Here is a 15,881-nt window from a genome sequence, read left to right on the forward strand (position 1 = left end):
CGACATGGCTGAGCGCCGCCGCTCTCGCGGCCGCGCCGATGCCGGCGACCCGCCCGGCACTGCGCCGCGACGCGCCGCGTTGCGGCTGATCGACGCCATCCTGCGCCGCGGCGATTCGCTCGACATCGCGTCCCATGCCGCGACGCAGGGGCTCGCGCCCGCCGACCGCGCCTTTGCGATCGCCATCGTGTCCGAAGCGCTGCGCTGGATGGTCGATATCGACGCGCTGATCGACGGCGCGACCACCCAGCCGCTTCCCGAGGACGTCAAGTCGCGCGCCGTGCTGCGGATCGCGCTCGCGCAGTTGCTCGCGCTCCAAAGCCCGCCGCACGCGGTGGTGGCGACGGCGCTGCCGCTCGTCGACGGCGGGCCGCGGCGGCTGGTGCACGCGCTGCTGTCGCGCGCGCAGCAGGAGGCGTGGGCGCTGCCCGCGACGGCGAGCCTGCCGCCCGCGGTCGCCGCGCGCTGGACCGCGCAATGGGGTGAAGCCATGGCCGCGGCCGCTTCTGCGGCATGGAGCGGGCCGCCGCCGGTCGACCTCAGCTTCGCGGCCGAGCCCGAGGGTGCCGAATGGGCCGAGCTTCCGGCGCTCGCGCCGCGTCATCGCCGCTTGCCCCGGGGCCGGGCGGTCGAGGATGTGCCGGGCTTCCGGGAGGGCGGCTGGTGGGTGCAGGATCTGGCGGCGAGCATCCCGGCCCGCCTGCTCGGCCCCGGCAACGGCCGGCGAGTCCTCGACCTTTGCGCCGCGCCGGGCGGCAAGACGATGCAGCTCGCCGCCGCGGGCTGGGACGTCGTCGCGGTCGATGCGAGCGCGAAACGGCTCGAACGGCTGAAGAGCAACCTCGCCCGCACCGGCCTTTCCGCCGAGGTCGCGCAGGGCGACATCCGGACATGGGAACCCGATGCCGCCGCCGATGCGATCCTGCTCGACGCGCCCTGCTCGGCCACCGGAATCTTCCGCCGCCATCCCGACGTGCTGCACCGGATCGAGCCAGCGCAGATCGGCGCGATGGCGGAGCTGCAGGCCGAACTGCTCGCACGCGCCGCGCGCTGGGTGAAGCCCGGCGGCGCGCTCGTCTACGCGACCTGCTCGCTCGAACGCGCCGAGGGGGAGGACCGGATCACCGCCTTCCTCGCCGGTCATCCGGGCTGGGCGATCGAGGCGGCGCGGCCCGGCGAACTGCCCGGGGGCGTCGTCCCCGACGCGAGCGGCTTCGTCCGCACCCTACCCTCGATGCTCGCCGATGCCGGCGGGCTCGACGGTTTCTTCGTCGCGCGGCTGCGCGCGCCGGGGTGAGCTGAGGCTCCCTATTCTGTTTCGTCATTGCGAGCGGAGCGAAGCAATCCAGGGCGGGTTACACCTACTCTGGATTGCCGCGTCGCTTCGCTCCTCGCAATGACGATTACAAAGGGATCAGAACACCGCCTTCGGCGCCTCCTCCTTCATCATCGCCGCGCGCACCATCGGGATCGGCGGGCCGCCGTAGGACAGGAATTCGTCGTGGAACGCCTTCCACTTCGACCGGTTGCCCGCCCCCCCGTTCTTGGCTGTCCAATCCTCGCGCAGCTTGCGGATCATCAGCTTGCCGAGCGTATAGTTGAGGTAGAGCGGGTCATAGGTGCCGCGCGCCGCCTGCTGGCGGGCATTGCCCTCGTCCTGATAGCATTGCTCCTTGAACATCTTTTCGCTGTCCGCGACCGTCATGCCCTTGGTGTGCAGCCCGATCGCCGAGAGATAGCGGCAGTCGCGCAGCAGCGCGTTCGACAACTGGCCGATATGCGTCTCGGGGTCGCCATTGCCGAGCCCGGCGTCCCACATCATCTCCTCGGTGTAATGCGCCCAGCCCTCGGCGAAGGCATAGCCGACGAACAGCTTGCCGAAGATGCTCTCCGCGCGGTTCGAATGGAGGAAGTTGAGGAAATGGCCCGGCCATACCTCGTGGACCGAGGTGAAGAGCAGGTCCTTCTTGCCCGGCACGAATGCGTCTTGGGTCGCCTTGTCCCACGCCGGGTCGGGCGGGGAGATGTAATAGACCGACGGCAGGCCTTTCTCATAGGGACCCGGGATATCGATATAGGCGCTGTTCTGGCGGTTGTAGGGCGGCGATTCCTCGACCTGCGCCTGCTCGGTGCCGGGGATCGACACCAGGTCCTTTTCGACCAGGAAGGCGCGTAGCTCGGGAAGCTGGCGCCGCGCCTCGGCGACCGGGCCGCCCTCGGGCTTGTCGGCGTTCATCTTCTTCATGCAGTCGGCGATCGTCGCCCCCGCGGCATAGGTCGCGCAGGCGGCCTTGAGCGCGTCCTGATTGCGCTTGAGGTCGGCCTGACCGATGCGTTCGAGCTCATCCAGCGGCGTGTCGACGGCTTCGTTGGCGAGGATCATCTTCGCGAACTTGTCGGCGCCGAGCGCATAGCCGTCGGGGGTGCCCGGCTGCGACCCGACATAGGCGGCGAGGTCCTTCATCGCCGCCGCCGCCTTGGCCGCCGCCTCGTCGAACTGCTTCTGGAGCGCCGCGTCCTTCACCTCGGCGAAGGCCGCCTTGGCATCGCCGGTATAATAATCGGCGAAGCCGCCGAAACCCGCGGTGCCGAACTTCACGAAGGTCGCCGGCAGCGGCAGCTTGAGGTTCGCCTTGATCTGCGCCGCGGCGGCGGGAACCTTCTGCGCATAGGCGATAAACGCCTTCATGCGCGTCGCGGGGTCGGCGTAAGGCCGCGCGATATAGACGTTGGGGTCGAGCGCGCCGACGTAGAAGGCGGGGTTCTTCTGCGCGAAATCGGTGTCGCGCAGGAAGAAGAGCTGGCCCTCGGCGACATGGACCAGATAGTCGCGCTCGAACTTCTCGGCATCGGTCATGTCGCCGTCGAACGCCTTGGCGTCGGCGATCGTCTTTTCGAGGAAGGCCGCCTGCTTCTCGATACCTTCGGGCGACCAGTCGGGAAGCTGGCCGTCATATTCATGCTTGCCCTGATAGACGGCGAAGGTCGGGTTGAGCGGGAAATAGCCGGCGAGGAAGGCGTCGCGAAACTCGCTCCACGTCTTGGCGCTCGACGTCGCGGATGCGGTGGCCGATTTGTTGTCGCTGGCGTTGCAGCCAGCGAGCACGAGCAGCGCGCCCGCGAGCGCGGCGCCGCCGAAGCGGGCGAATTTACGTGTCATATCAAGATCTCCCTCTGTCCGATGGCGCAGCTTGCCACTGGCGCCGGCGGCACGCATCCGTTAATCGACGAACGACGGATTTTGGCATCTGGTGCGGTGCAAAAAAGCGCGTTAGGGCGAGCGGCACATGGCGACCATCCCCCCTCCCCCGTCGGTCGATCCGGCGCTTCCGCCCGCCGAGCCCAGCAAGGCCCCCTCCCCGCTCGCCTTCGCCGATTTCCGCTATTTCTGGTTCGCGCGCTTCACCGCGGTGATGGCGACGATCGCGATGGTCGTGGTCATCGGCTACCAGCTCTACGACACCGCGCGCACCGACTATGGCATGTCGATCAAGGAAGCGTCGTTCCAGCTCGGGCTGCTCGGCCTCTTCCAGTTCGTGCCGCTCGCGGTGCTCACCCCGGTCGCGGGCTGGGCGGCCGACCGCTTCGAGCGGCGCCGTGTCGCGATCTTCTCCAATCTCATCGACCTTCTCATCGCCGCGACGCTCTGGTGGCTCACCCGGAACGATGCCCTGACGCTGCCGCTGCTGTTCGGCCTCGCCGCGCTGCACGGCGTGGCGCGCGTCTTCTCCGGGCCTGCGATGAGCGCGATCGCGCCCAACATCGTGCCGCCTGCGGTGCTGCCGCGCGCGATCGCGATGAGCAGCATCGCCTGGCAGTCGGCGTCGGTGATCGGTCCCGCCGCGGGCGGGCTGATCTATGCCGCGCATCCGGCGTCGGTCTATGTCTTCGCCGCCATCCTCCTCGCGCTCTCGGCCTTCACCATCAGCCGCGTCCGCCCGGTCCAGCCGCCTCCCGCCGAGGTGCGGCGCCATCCGCTGCGCGAGATGGTCGACGGGCTGCAGTTCGTGTGGAGCGAGCGCTTCCTGCTCGGCACGATCACGCTCGACCTGTTCGCGGTTCTACTCGCGGGCGCTACCGCAATGCTGCCCGTCTATGCGCGCGATATATTGCACGCCGGCTCCGAAGGCCTCGGCTTCCTGCGCGCGGCGCCCGCGGTCGGCGCGGCGGCCGTTGCGCTCGGCCTCGCGATCCGCCCGATCGAGCGCAATGTGGGGGTGAAGATGCTGTGGGCGGTCGCGGTGTTCGGCGTGGTCACCGTCGGCTTCGGCCTGTCGACCCATTTCTTTCTGTCGCTCGGCCTGCTCGTGATCATGGGCGCCGCCGACATGTTCTCGGTCTTCGTGCGCGGCACGCTGATCCAGCTCAACACCCCCGACCATATGCGCGGGCGCGTCAGCGCCGCGTCGGGGCTCGCGATTTCGGCGTCGAACGAACTCGGCGAGATGCGCGCCGGCGCGATGGCGGCGCTGCTCGGCCCGGTCGGCGCCGTGGCCGTCGGCGGCGCGGCGGCGGTCGGCGTCACCGCGCTCTGGTCGTGGCTGTTTCCCGAGCTGCGGCGCGCCAAGACCTTCGAGCCGCAGTTCAAATAGGCCGCTCCCACCGCTTGCCGCAGCCCGGCCTCGCTTCGTCAAAATAGCATTGTCTATTTTTTTAGTTGAATTATATCGACCTCACCCGTCACCGCGGTTTTCCCTTCATTCCGATATGGAGCGACCGCCATGCAGACTTCCAGCATTCGCCATAAAATCCTGACCATTCCGGGTCTTCACAACAGCGGGCCCGCCCATTGGCAAAGCCTTTGGGAACAGAAACTCGCGCACGCCGAGCGAGTCGAGCTTGGCAACTGGAACGACCCCGATCAGGACGAATGGATTGCGCAGATCGCCGACGCGCTCGATGCCGAGGACGCGCCCGTGCTCATCGCCGCGCACAGCCTCGGCTGCCACGCCTTCGCCCACTGGTTCGCGACCGCCAACGGCTTCGCCCGCGCCAAGATCGCCGGCGCGCTGCTCGTCGCGCCGCCCGACCTTTCGCGCCTGCCCCGCCAGGGGCGCCTCGCGAGCTTCACCCAGTCGCCGATGCTTATGCCGCGCCCGACCTTCATCGCCGTCGCGAGCGAGAACGATCCCTATGCGACCACCGCGCATGTCTGGCGCCTGTCGCGCAACTGGGGCGCGCGGTTCGTCAATGCGGGGCCGTTCGGCCATATCAACGCCGATTCGGCGCTCGGCGACTGGCCTTATGGACAGTATCTGCTCGCATCGTTACAACCCGCGCCAACACCCGCCCTCGCGGACGAGGCGCTCTGGACCCGCTCCGGGGACTGGCCGCATCGCTTCGCCCGGCGCGATCCCCGGTTCGCATATCCAGAAGGTGCACAGCGACGATGAAAGCCAATTCGATCCTCGAAACCATCGGCAATACCCCGCATATCCGCGTGGCCAAGCTGTTTCCCGACGCCGAAGTCTGGATCAAGTCGGAGCGCAGCAACCCCGGTGGCTCGATCAAGGATCGTATCGGCCTTGCCATGATCGAAGCGGCCGAAAAGGACGGCAGCCTCAAGCCCGGCGGCACCATCGTCGAGCCGACGTCGGGGAACACCGGCATCGGCCTCGCGATGGCCGCCGCGGTCAAGGGCTACAAGCTGATCCTCGTCATGCCCGAAAGCATGTCGCTCGAGCGCCGCCGGCTGATGCTCGCCTATGGCGCGACCTTCGACCTGACTCCGCGCGAAAAGGGCATGAAGGGCGCGATCGAGCGCGCGATCGAACTCGTCGAAACCACGCCCGGCGCGTGGATGCCGCAGCAGTTCGAGAACGAAGCCAATGTCGACGTCCATTTCCGCACGACGGGCCCCGAAATCCTGGCCGATTTCAAGGATACGCCGATCGACGTGCTGATCACCGGCGTCGGCACCGGCGGGCACATCACCGGCTGCGCGCAATTCCTGAAAGACCATTGGCCCAATCTGAAGGTCTATGCGGTCGAGCCCGTGTCCTCGCCGGTCATTTCGGGCGGTCAGCCCGGGCCGCACCCGATCCAGGGGCTCGGCGCGGGTTTCATTCCGCGCAACCTGCATACCGAATTGCTCGACGGGGTGATCAAGGTCGACGCCCCCGAATCCAAGGCGATGGCGCTGCGTTCGGCGTCGGAGGAAGGCATGCTCGTCGGCATCTCGTCGGGCGCGACGCTCGCCGCGATCGCCCAGAAGCTCCCCGACCTGCCCAAAGGCAGCCGCATTCTCGGCTTCAACTACGATACCGGCGAACGCTATCTGTCGGTGCCCGACTTCCTGCCCGAGATCTGACCTCGCGTCATGCGCCTGCGCGCGCGCCAATGGACGTTGCCGTTGCGGCGCGAATGGTCGGGGTGGCTGTTCGTCCTGCTGTCGGTCGCGGCCATCGCGGCCGTTCTCTACGCGAGCGCGCCTGGTGGCGGACCGGGCACCGCCGCGCGTCCGCATCCGGTGGCGCCGCCCGCCGAGGTGGTGCCCGAAGTGCTGCCGACCGAGCTCGCGCCGGTCACGGTCGACGACGCCCGCGCCGCCAACGCGCGCATCCCGCTCGTGATCAAGGGCTTCGCCGCGGCGCGCCCCTTCACCTATCCCGGCGACGCCGAGAACCGCGGCCGCGCGCGCGACTGCCTCGCCGCGGCGATGCTCTATGAGGCGGGCGACGACGCCAAGGGCGAGCAGGCGGTCGGCCAGGTCGTGATCAACCGCGTGCGCCACCCCGCCTTCCCCAAATCGATCTGCGGCGTCGTGTTCCAGGGATCGGAACGCGCGACCGGCTGCCAGTTCACCTTTACCTGCGACGGCGCGCTGGGCCGGCGCTATTCCGACGCGGCGTGGGGCCGCGCCCAGGTGCTCGCCGAGATGATGCTGTCAGGGATCACCGATCCGCGCGTCGGGCTCGCGACCCATTACCACACCGACTGGGTGCGCCCCTATTGGAGCGACAGCCTCGAAAAGATCGCGATCGTCGACACCCACCTCTTCTTCCGCTGGCCGGGCTATTGGGGCACGCCGGGCGCGTTCCGCGGCGCGGTGTCGGGTCATGACGCTCCGGTCGCCAAGCTCGCGGCGATTTCGACGCTGCACGCGCTCGCGCTGGGGCCACCGACCGCGCTCGCCGATGCCGACGCGCTCGCCAAGGAAGTGCGTCTCGTTCCCGGCGCGGGCGAGGCGACCGGGCGCGACACGCTCTATGTCGAACTCGACCGCCGCGCGCCGCCCGAAAGCTTCGTGACCCTCGCGCTGCGGCTGTGCGGCGAAAAGCCCTATTGCAAGTTCATGGGCTGGACCAACCCGACGCTGAAGCCCGCAAGCGACGCGATGAGCGAAACCCAGCGCGCCGCGATGAGCTTTTCCTATCTTCGCGACGACAAGGCGGGGTTCGAGAAGGCGCTGTGGAACTGCGGCGAGTATAAGCGCGACGACGCGCGCCAGTGCATGAAGCGGTAGGGACCGGCACCTGCCGCCGTCGCGTCCTCAGGCCGCGACCCCATAAAGCGCTGCCGCCCGTTCCTCGAACGCCGCGATCATGCGGCGCAGCGCCTTGTCGAACATCTGCCCGGCGAGCGTTTCGAAGAGGCGGTTGCGGAAGGAGAAATCGACCAGGAAATCGACGCGGCAGCCGCCGCCTTCCGTTGGCGTGAAATGCCATTCATTGTCGAGATGGCGCATCGGGCCGTCGATATAATGGACCGCGACATGGCTCGGTCGCTGCTTTTCGACGCGGCATGAAAAGCTCTCGCGCAGCCCCTTGAAGCCGACGACCATGTCGGCAATCGCCTCTTCCTCGCCGTCGCTGCGGACGCGGAGCGCGATGACCCACGGCAGGAATTCGGGATAGCGCGCGATATCGGTCACCAGCGCGAACATCTGTTCGGCGCTGTAGGGCAGCTCGCGCGTTTCGTGGTGGCGCGGCAAGGTCAGTCGGCGGCGCGCGCCAGCTGCGCTTCGCGCGCGGCGCGCATGCGCTCGAAATCATCGCCGGCGTGATAGCTGGAGCGGGTCAAGGGCGACGAGGCGACCTGCAGGAAACCCTTGGCGCGCGCGATCTGCGCATAGGCGTCGAAGGCCTGCGGAGTCACGAAGTCGATCACCTTGGCGTGGCGGGGCGTCGGCTGGAGATATTGGCCCATTGTCATGAAATCGATGTCGGCGCTGCGCATGTCGTCCATCACCTGATGCACCTCCATCCGCTCCTCCCCGAGCCCGAGCATGATGCCCGACTTGGTGAAGATCGACGGGTCGCGGCGCTTGACGCTCTCGAGCAGGCGCAGCGACGCATAATAGCGCGCGCCCGGGCGGATCGTCGGATAGAGCCGCGGCACGGTTTCGAGATTATGGTTGTAGACGTCGGGGCGCGCATCGACGATCGCCGCGACCGCGCTTTCGGGCTTGTTGCGGAAATCGGGGGTCAGAATCTCGATCGTCGTCTGCGGCGTCTCGCGGCGCAGCGCCTGGATGACCTTGACGAACTGGCTCGCGCCGCCGTCGGGCAGGTCGTCGCGGTCGACCGACGTGATGACGATATGCGTCAGCCCCATCTTCGCCGCCGCGATCGCGGTATGTTCGGGCTCGAGCAGGTCGACGGGGCGCGGCATGCCGGTCTTGACGTTGCAGAAGGCGCAGGCGCGGGTGCAGGTGTCGCCGAGGATCATCACCGTCGCATGCTTCTTCGTCCAGCATTCGCCGATGTTCGGACAGGCCGCTTCCTCGCAAACCGTATGCAGATTGAGCTCGCGCATCAGCTTGCGCGTTTCGGCATAGCCGGGGCTGGTCGGCGCCTTGACGCGGATCCAGTCGGGCTTGCGGGCGCGTTCGGACGGTTTGGGTGCGGGAGCGTTCATCGCGCCCACATAGGCGCGCGCGCGCCGCTTCTCAACCATGCTTGTTGTGCATGGGATCGGATCGGCGTAGGTCGCCGCCATGACTCACTTCGATGACCTGCTCGCCGGCTACGCCCGTTTCCGCGCCAATGGCTGGAAACAGCAGCGCGAGCGGTGGGAGGAGCTGGCAGAAGGCCAGTCGCCCAAGGTCATGATCATCGCCTGTTCGGACAGCCGCTCCGAGCCCGCCGAGATTTTCGACACCCACCCCGGCGAGATCTTCGTCGTCCGCAACGTCGCCGCGCTGGTTCCGCCCTTCGAGACCAATCCCGGCCGCCACGGCGTCTCCGCGGCGCTCGAATTCGCGGTGCAATTCCTGAACGTCGAGGAAATCGTCGTGATGGGGCACGGCATGTGCGGCGGCTGTCACGCCGCGCTCCACCGGACGATGGAGGGCGCCGAACCCGGTCGCGGCGGCTTCATCGCCGACTGGATCGCGATGCTCGACGAGGCGAGCGCTCAGGTGCGAACCGACTATCCCGATTTCGCCAACCGCGACGCCGGTCGCGCGATGGAGCTGGCCGGGGTCAAGGTCAGCCTCGACAATCTACGCACCTTTCCGTGCATCGCCGAGCGCGAGAAGCGCGGACGGCTGAGCCTGCGCGGCGCCTTCTTCGCGATCAACGAGGGCGTGTTGCACGTCCTCGACGAGGCGACGGGCGAATTCGCCCCCGTCTGAGCGGCGATCGCATCTTCCGTTCGCGCTGAAAGCCGCTACACCGGTCGGCCATGAACAACGCGACCCTTTTCGCCATCGGCGTCTATTTCGTGCTGATGCTGGGCATCGGCGTCTACGCCTGGCGCAAGTCGACCTCCGACAGCAGCGAATATCTCCTGAGCGGCCGCAGCCTCGGCCCCGCGGTGACCGCGCTCGCGGCGGGCGCGTCGGACATGTCGGGCTGGCTGATGCTCGGGCTGCCGGGCGCGCTCTATGTGTCGGGGCTCGCCGAAAGCTGGATCGCGATCGGCCTGTTCATTGGCGCCTGGATCAACTGGCTGATCGTCGCGCCGCGGCTCCGCGCGCAAACCGAAAGCTATGGCGACGCGTTGACGATCCCCGAATATCTGGGCAACCGGTTCGAGGACCGGCGCCACCTGCTGCGCCTCGTCGCGAGCCTGGTCATTGTCGTCTTCTTCGCGATCTACAGCGCCTCGGGCCTCGTCGCGGGGGGTAAGCTGTTCCAGACCGCCTTCGGCTTCGACTATCATGCCGGGCTGTGGATCACCGCGACCGTCGTGGTCGCCTATGTCGTGCTCGGCGGTTTCCTGGCGGTCAGCCTGACCGATTTCGTGCAGGGCACGATCATGATGCTGGCGCTGATCGTCGTGCCGGTCGCGGCGCTGCTGGGATTGCCCGAGGGAAGCAGCGCCGGCGCGATCCTGCGCGGGATCGATCCCAATATGACGAGCCTGTTCGGCGGAACGACGGCGCTCGCCATCGTCTCGGCCGCCGCCTGGGGGCTCGGCTATTTCGGGCAGCCGCACATCATCGTGCGCTTCATGGCGATCCGGTCGGTAAAGGATATTCCGACCGCGCGGCGCATCGGCATGACGTGGATGGGGATTTCGCTCGTTGGCGCGATCGCGGTCGGGCTGGTCGGCCGCGCCTTTGCCGAGAGCAACGGAATGGCCGTGTCGGACCCCGAGACGATCTTCATCCTGCTCGGCGAGACGCTGTTTCACCCGCTTCTCTTCGGCTTCCTTCTCTCGGCGATCCTCGCGGCGATCATGAGCACGATTTCGGCGCAGCTTCTCGTCACCGGATCGTCGCTGACCGAGGATTTCTATCGCCTCTTCGTCCGCCGCGACGCCGGCGAGCGCGAGATCGTGACGGTCGGCCGCCTGTCGGTCGTCGCGGTGGCGGCAATCGCGATGCTGCTCGCGCAAAATCCCGACGGCAGCGTGCTCAAGCTCGTCAGCCACGCCTGGGGGGGCTTCGGCGCCGCCTTCGGCCCGCTGATCCTGCTCGCGCTGACCTGGCGGCGGATGACGCTCGCGGGCGCGCTCGCCGGCATGGTCACCGGCGCCGCCGTGGTGATGCTGTGGATCGATCGCGGCTGGGATACGGCGGTCTACGAACTCCTCCCCGGCTTCGCCGCCGCGACGCTCGCCATCCTGATCGTCAGCCTGGTGACGAAGCCCCCGCAAGCGGAGACGGCGGCGCATGGCTGACGGCAATGTCGCGCTGCTGATCGACGCCGACAATGCGCGGCCCGCAGGTCTCGACCCGGTGCTGACCGCGCTCGCCGAGCTGGGCACGGTCAATATCCGCCGCGCCTATGGCAATTGGCGCAAGCCCGCGCTGAAAGGATGGGTCGACCAGCTTCATCGTTTCGGGATCGAGCCGCAGCAGCAGTTTGATCTGACCAAGGGCAAGAACGCCACCGACATGAAGCTGACGATCGATGCGATGGACCTGCTCTATCGCGGGCGCCTCGACGGGCTCGGCATCATGTCGAGCGACAGCGATTTCATGCCGCTCGCGATGCGGGTGCGGCAGGACGGAATCCTGGTCTACGGCTTCGGCAGCGCCAAGACGCCCGAGGGCTTTCAGGGCGCGTGCACGCGCTTCATCGACGTCGACGTGCTCATCGACGCCGAGCGGCAGTCGCCCGGCCCCGACACCAAGGCGGCAGCAAAAAAGAAAATCGACCCCGACGTCGTCGAACTGCTGGGCAATGCGTGGAAAGCGGCGAAACGCGACGACCAGGGATATGCCCTGCTCGGCGAGGTCGGGCAGATCGCGGGCAACCGGTCGAGCTTCGACGTCCGTAGCTATGGCTATGCGCGATTGTCGGACATGATCGCCGACATCCCCAATTTCGTCACCGAACGCATCGACGGCGGGCCGATGCGGGTCAAGCGGGTGCGATAGCCGCGACCGCTCAGGGGATCGCGTAGGTCACGTTCGCCTGCCCGACAGGCTTTTCCGCATCGTCGGTCCAGATGCGGACGTCCATCACCGCGAGCCGCTTGCCGAGCCGCAGCATCTGCGCGTCGGCGAACAGCGGGCCCGGGCGGCACGGGCGCAGGAACTGGTAATTGAGCGCGCTCGTCACCGCCATCGCGACCGGGCCGATATGCGCGAGGACGAGCGCATAGGCGGCCATGTCGGCGAAGCCCATCTGGGTCGGGCCCGAGATCAACCCGCCGGGGCGCAGCGCCTGTTCATTGGGGTCGAGGCGCGCTTGGACATGGCCTGGGGCGGCCGAGACCACCCGCCCGCGCGACCCCGGCTGCGAATGCGGGAAGGCCTCCGCCATGAAGGCGTTGAGCGCGTCCGTATCGAGGCGGATCGTGCTCGACGAAATCGGTGCTTGCCCCTCGCCCGCCATGCCGGTCAGCGTGTCAGCTTCTTGTACGATGTCGCGTGCGGGCGCGTCGCGTCGTCGCCGAGGCGACGGATCTTGTCCTCTTCATAGGATTCGAAATTGCCTTCGAACCATTCGACATGGCTGTCGCCCTCGAAGGCGAGGATGTGCGTCGCGAGACGATCGAGGAAGAAGCGGTCGTGGCTGATCACCACCGCGCAGCCCGCGAAATTCTCGAGCGCTTCCTCGAGCGCGGCGAGCGTTTCGGTGTCGAGATCGTTGGTCGGTTCGTCGAGCAGCAGGACGTTGCCGCCCTCCTTCAGCATCTTCGCCAGATGGACGCGGTTGCGCTCGCCGCCCGATAGCTGGCCGACCTTTTTCTGCTGGTCGACGCCCTTGAAGTTGAAGGCGCCGACATAGGCGCGCGTCTGCATCTCGTGCTTGCCGATGGTCATCAGTTCGTGACCGCCCGAGATTTCCTGCCAGACATTATTGTCGGGCTTCAGATCGTCGCGGCTCTGGTCGACGAAGCCGAGACGGACGGTGTCGCCGATAGTGATGGCGCCGCTGTCGGGGGTCTCCTGACCGGTGATCAGCTTGAACAGCGTCGATTTGCCCGCGCCGTTCGGGCCGATCACGCCGACGATGCCGCCCGGCGGCAGCGTGAAGGACAGGTCCTCGAAGAGCAATTTGTCGCCATAGACCTTGGAGATGCCCGCGACCTCGATCACCTTGCCGCCGAGGCGCTCGGGAATCTGGATGACGATCTGGGCCTTGCCCGGGGTGCGCTTTTCCTGCGCCTCGACGAGCTGGTCGAAGCTCTTGATACGCGCCTTCGACTTGGCCTGGCGCGCCTTGGGGCTTTGCCGGATCCATTCGAGCTCGTCCTTGATCGCCTTCTGGCGCCCTTGGTCCTCGCGCGCTTCCTGTTCGAGGCGCTTGCCCTTCTTTTCGAGATAGGTCGAATAATTGCCTTCGTAGACGAAATAGCGGCCGCGATCGAGCTCGAGGATCCAGTTCACGACATTGTCGAGGAAATAGCGATCGTGGGTGACGAGGATGACGTTGCCCGGATAGTCGACGAGATGCTTTTCGAGCCACGCGACGCTTTCCGCGTCCAAATGGTTGGTCGGTTCGTCGAGCAGCAGGATCGAGGGCTTTTCGAGCAGCAGGCGGGTGAGCGCGATACGGCGCTTTTCACCGCCCGACAGATTCTCGACGCTCCAGTCTCCGGGCGGGCAGCGCAGGGCCTCCATCGCGATTTCGAGCTGGTTGTCGAGCGTCCAGCCGTCGATCGCGTCGATCTTTTCCTGGAGCGTGCCCATTTCTTCCATCAGAGCGTCGAAATCGGCGTCCTCGGGTGGGTCGGCCATCAGCGTGCTGATCTCGTTGAAGCGGTCGAGCATGTCGGCGACGGGACGGACGCCGTCCATGACATTTTCCTTGACCGTTTTCGCGGGGTCGAGCTGCGGCTCCTGCGCCAGATAGCCGACGGTGATCCCCTCGCCTGGCCAGGCTTCGCCGGTGAAATCCTTGTCGATCCCCGCCATGATCTTCATCAGGGTCGATTTACCGGTGCCGTTCGGGCCGACGATGCCGATCTTGGCATCGGGGTAGAATTGCAGGCTCAAATCCTTGAGCGTCGGCTTTTGCGCGCCGGGATAGGTCTTCGACAGACCTTTCATCACGAAACTATATTGGGCGGCCATCGATGTGCTCCGGATATGGCTGGGCCGCACGCGCGGCCGGGAGAGTCTGAGTTGGGCGCCGGTTAGCGAATGGGCGCCCGCTTGGCAATCGACGCTTGCCCCCTGCAGCGCTTGCTGGCTAGGACGGCGTCCATGACACAGCACCGCACCCTCGCCCGCCCTGCCGGGCTCGCCGCCGCCAGCCTAGCCGCGACCAGCGCCTTTGCCTTTCAACAGGCGAGCGCATCGGACCTCGCCCAGCAGGGCGACGATCCGGCGTGGGAAATCACCGAGGGACTGACGACCGAGATCGGCCCGCGCCCCGCCGGCAGCGACCGCGAGGCCGCGGCGCGCAAATGGGCGCTCAAGACACTGACACAAATGGGCTTCGCCAATGTGCGCGAGGAGCCCTATCAGATGCCGGTCTGGCAGCGCGGCGAGGAAAAGGCCTGGCTGACCGGCCCCTTCCTGCCGCAGCCCCTCGCGATCACCGCGCTCGGCAACAGCGGCTCGACCGGGCCCAAGGGCATCGAGGGCGAGGTCGCTTATTTCGACGGTTTCGACGCGCTCGCCGCCGCGCCCGACAGCGCGGTCGAGGGCAAGATCGTCTTCATCGACAACCAGATGGAACCGACGCAGGACGGCAGCGGCTACGGGCTTTACGGGCGCGGCCGTTTCGTAGGGCCCACCGTTGCCGCCAAGAAGGGCGCGATCGGCATCGTCATCCGCTCGATCGGCACCGACAACCACCGCAACCCGCACGCGGGGGTGACCAATTTCGCCGAGGGCGTGACGCCAATCCCCGCCGGGGCGATCTCCAACCCCGACGCCGATCAGCTCGTCCGCCAGCGCAGCCGCGCGACCGGGCCGCTCAGGATGAAGCTGCTGCTCACGCCCAAGATGATCGGCGAGCAGACCTCGGGCAACGTCATCGCCGAGGTGCCGGGCAGCGACCCCGCGGCGAGCCCGGTGATCATCGCCTGCCACCTCGACAGCTGGGATCTCGCCACGGGCGCGATCGACGACGCCGCGGGCTGCGGCATCATCACCGCGGCAGCGAAGCATGTCATGACCGCCGGCCAGCCGCGCCGCACGATCCGCCTGCTGTGGGCGGGTGCCGAGGAGGTCGGTGTGTTCGGCGGCCAGGCCTATTTCGACGCCCACGGCAAGGAGAAGCACGCCGTCGCGCTCGAATCCGACTTCGGCGCCGATCGCGTCTGGCGAGTCGATTTCAAGCTGCCCGAGAGCGCGGCGGACCTCCGGAAGCGGATCGGCGCGGCAGTCGCACCCTTCGGAGTCGTGACCGGGCATGGCGAGGCGCACGGCGGCGCCGACGTCGGCGCACTGATCCAGGCGGGTGTTCCCGCGGTCGATCTGCAGCAGGATGGCACCCGCTATTTCGATCTTCACCACACGCCCGACGATACGCTCGACAAGATCGATCCGGCGCAATTGCGCCATAATGTCGTGGTTTGGGCCGCGACTCTGTCACTGCTCGCCAACAGCAGCGACGGCGAATTGCCCTGAGGATAAGCGGGCCGCGGCCGAAACGACAGATTTCTGCCGCAGCGCACCATCTCAATTATTTTTGTTGACGATTCACGCGGAAGGACTAAATCCCGCCGCTCGCGGGACGGGAAAGTTTCCCCAGCGCGGAAAGGCATTTTAGGGAGCCCACACATCATGAAGAAGTTTGCTGCTATCGCCGTTGCCGCCAGCATGTTCGCCCTCGCCGCTTGCGGTGAGAAGGCTGCTGACGAAGCCACCACCACCGAAGCTCCGGCCGCCGACGCGACCGCTGAAGCCGGTGCCGACGCTGCTGCTGCCGGCGCTGACGCCGCTGCTGCTGGTGCCGAAGCTGCTGCCACCGGTGCTGACGCTGCTGCGACCGCTCCGGCTGCTGCCGACGCTGCTGCTGCTCCGGCTCCGGCTGCTGACGCCGCTGCTGCTCCGGCTGAAGAAAAGAAGTAAGTCACAGCCCTTC

15 protein-coding genes are annotated in these 15,881 nt (G+C 67.2%); 10 read left to right on the top strand and 5 right to left on the bottom strand.

Going from position 1 to position 15,881, the window contains the following annotated elements; genetic code table 11:
• Window positions 1-4 precede the first annotated feature (4 nt).
• Window positions 5-1,297 carry an RsmB/NOP family class I SAM-dependent RNA methyltransferase gene (locus tag CD928_RS21670; RefSeq protein ID WP_095389173.1) on the top strand — a complete coding sequence of 431 codons (1,293 nt, stop codon included), beginning with the start codon at window positions 5-7 and terminating at the stop codon, window positions 1,295-1,297.
• 117 nt (window positions 1,298-1,414) lie between these two features.
• On the opposite strand, the gene CD928_RS21675 is transcribed toward CD928_RS21670, so the two are convergent.
• Entirely contained in the window at window positions 1,415-3,160 is a 1,746-nt protein-coding gene (locus CD928_RS21675; protein WP_095389174.1) for a DUF885 domain-containing protein, read from the bottom strand.
• 127 nt (window positions 3,161-3,287) lie between these two features.
• On the opposite strand from CD928_RS21675, the gene CD928_RS21680 reads away from it, so the two are divergent.
• The 4 genes from CD928_RS21680 (at window position 3,288) to CD928_RS21695 (ending at window position 7,465) form a co-directional block, all read left to right on the top strand.
• On the top strand, window positions 3,288-4,592 hold the full coding sequence (locus CD928_RS21680) for an MFS transporter (RefSeq protein WP_095389175.1): 1,305 nt from the start codon (window positions 3,288-3,290) through the stop codon (window positions 4,590-4,592).
• Between the two features lie 129 nt (window positions 4,593-4,721).
• Window positions 4,722-5,393: an alpha/beta hydrolase gene (locus tag CD928_RS21685; protein ID WP_095389176.1), complete on the top strand. Its 672-nt coding sequence runs from the start codon at window positions 4,722-4,724 to the stop codon at window positions 5,391-5,393.
• On the top strand, window positions 5,390-6,310 hold the full coding sequence (cysK, locus tag CD928_RS21690) for a cysteine synthase A (RefSeq protein WP_095389177.1): 921 nt from the start codon (window positions 5,390-5,392) through the stop codon (window positions 6,308-6,310). Before CD928_RS21685 ends, cysK begins: the two co-directional genes overlap by 4 nt.
• A 9-nt stretch (window positions 6,311-6,319) precedes the next feature.
• On the top strand, window positions 6,320-7,465 hold the full coding sequence (locus tag CD928_RS21695; RefSeq protein ID WP_095389178.1) for a cell wall hydrolase: 1,146 nt from the start codon (window positions 6,320-6,322) through the stop codon (window positions 7,463-7,465).
• Between the two features lie 27 nt (window positions 7,466-7,492).
• On the opposite strand, the gene CD928_RS21700 is transcribed toward CD928_RS21695, so the two are convergent.
• Both CD928_RS21700 and lipA read right to left on the bottom strand, forming a co-directional pair.
• On the bottom strand, window positions 7,493-7,933 hold the full coding sequence (locus tag CD928_RS21700) for a type II toxin-antitoxin system RatA family toxin (protein ID WP_095389179.1): 441 nt from the start codon (window positions 7,931-7,933) through the stop codon (window positions 7,493-7,495).
• A 2-nt stretch (window positions 7,934-7,935) separates the two neighbouring features.
• The gene (gene lipA / locus CD928_RS21705) at window positions 7,936-8,898 is read right to left on the bottom strand and encodes a lipoyl synthase (RefSeq protein ID WP_095389222.1); all 963 of its coding nucleotides are present in this window, start codon (window positions 8,896-8,898) and stop codon (window positions 7,936-7,938) included.
• Window positions 8,899-8,938: 40 nt separating this feature from the next.
• Here lipA and CD928_RS21710 point away from each other — a divergent pair, with 40 nt between their 5' ends.
• Genes CD928_RS21710 through CD928_RS21720 form a run of 3 tightly spaced genes read left to right on the top strand, consistent with a single transcriptional unit; the run spans window position 8,939 to window position 11,773 of the window.
• The gene (locus CD928_RS21710) at window positions 8,939-9,577 is read left to right on the top strand and encodes a carbonic anhydrase (protein WP_095389180.1); all 639 of its coding nucleotides are present in this window, start codon (window positions 8,939-8,941) and stop codon (window positions 9,575-9,577) included.
• A gap of 50 nt (window positions 9,578-9,627) precedes the next feature.
• Window positions 9,628-11,070: a sodium/proline symporter PutP gene (putP, locus tag CD928_RS21715; RefSeq protein ID WP_095389181.1), complete on the top strand. Its 1,443-nt coding sequence runs from the start codon at window positions 9,628-9,630 to the stop codon at window positions 11,068-11,070.
• Window positions 11,063-11,773, top strand: coding sequence for an NYN domain-containing protein (locus tag CD928_RS21720; protein WP_095389182.1), 711 nt, complete (start codon window positions 11,063-11,065; stop codon window positions 11,771-11,773). The genes putP and CD928_RS21720 overlap by 8 nt, the downstream gene beginning before the upstream one ends.
• A 10-nt stretch (window positions 11,774-11,783) precedes the next feature.
• Here CD928_RS21720 and CD928_RS21725 read toward each other — a convergent pair whose 3' ends face one another.
• The gene (locus CD928_RS21725; RefSeq protein WP_095389183.1) at window positions 11,784-12,233 is read right to left on the bottom strand and encodes a PaaI family thioesterase; all 450 of its coding nucleotides are present in this window, start codon (window positions 12,231-12,233) and stop codon (window positions 11,784-11,786) included.
• A 5-nt stretch (window positions 12,234-12,238) separates the two neighbouring features.
• Window positions 12,239-13,918, bottom strand: a complete 1,680-nt coding sequence (gene ettA, locus CD928_RS21730) for an energy-dependent translational throttle protein EttA (RefSeq protein ID WP_095389184.1) — start codon at window positions 13,916-13,918, stop codon at window positions 12,239-12,241.
• Window positions 13,919-14,050: 132 nt separating this feature from the next.
• On the opposite strand from ettA, the gene CD928_RS21735 reads away from it, so the two are divergent.
• Both CD928_RS21735 and CD928_RS21740 read left to right on the top strand, forming a co-directional pair.
• Window positions 14,051-15,424: a M28 family peptidase gene (locus tag CD928_RS21735; RefSeq protein ID WP_095389185.1), complete on the top strand. Its 1,374-nt coding sequence runs from the start codon at window positions 14,051-14,053 to the stop codon at window positions 15,422-15,424.
• A gap of 156 nt (window positions 15,425-15,580) precedes the next feature.
• Window positions 15,581-15,868 (top strand): hypothetical protein, encoded by a 288-nt coding sequence (locus tag CD928_RS21740; RefSeq protein WP_095389186.1) that lies wholly within the window; start codon window positions 15,581-15,583, stop codon window positions 15,866-15,868.
• Window positions 15,869-15,881 lie beyond the last annotated feature (13 nt).

The sequence above is a fragment of the Sphingopyxis sp. GW247-27LB genome, from assembly GCF_002277025.1.
Lineage (GTDB): Bacteria > Pseudomonadota > Alphaproteobacteria > Sphingomonadales > Sphingomonadaceae > Sphingopyxis.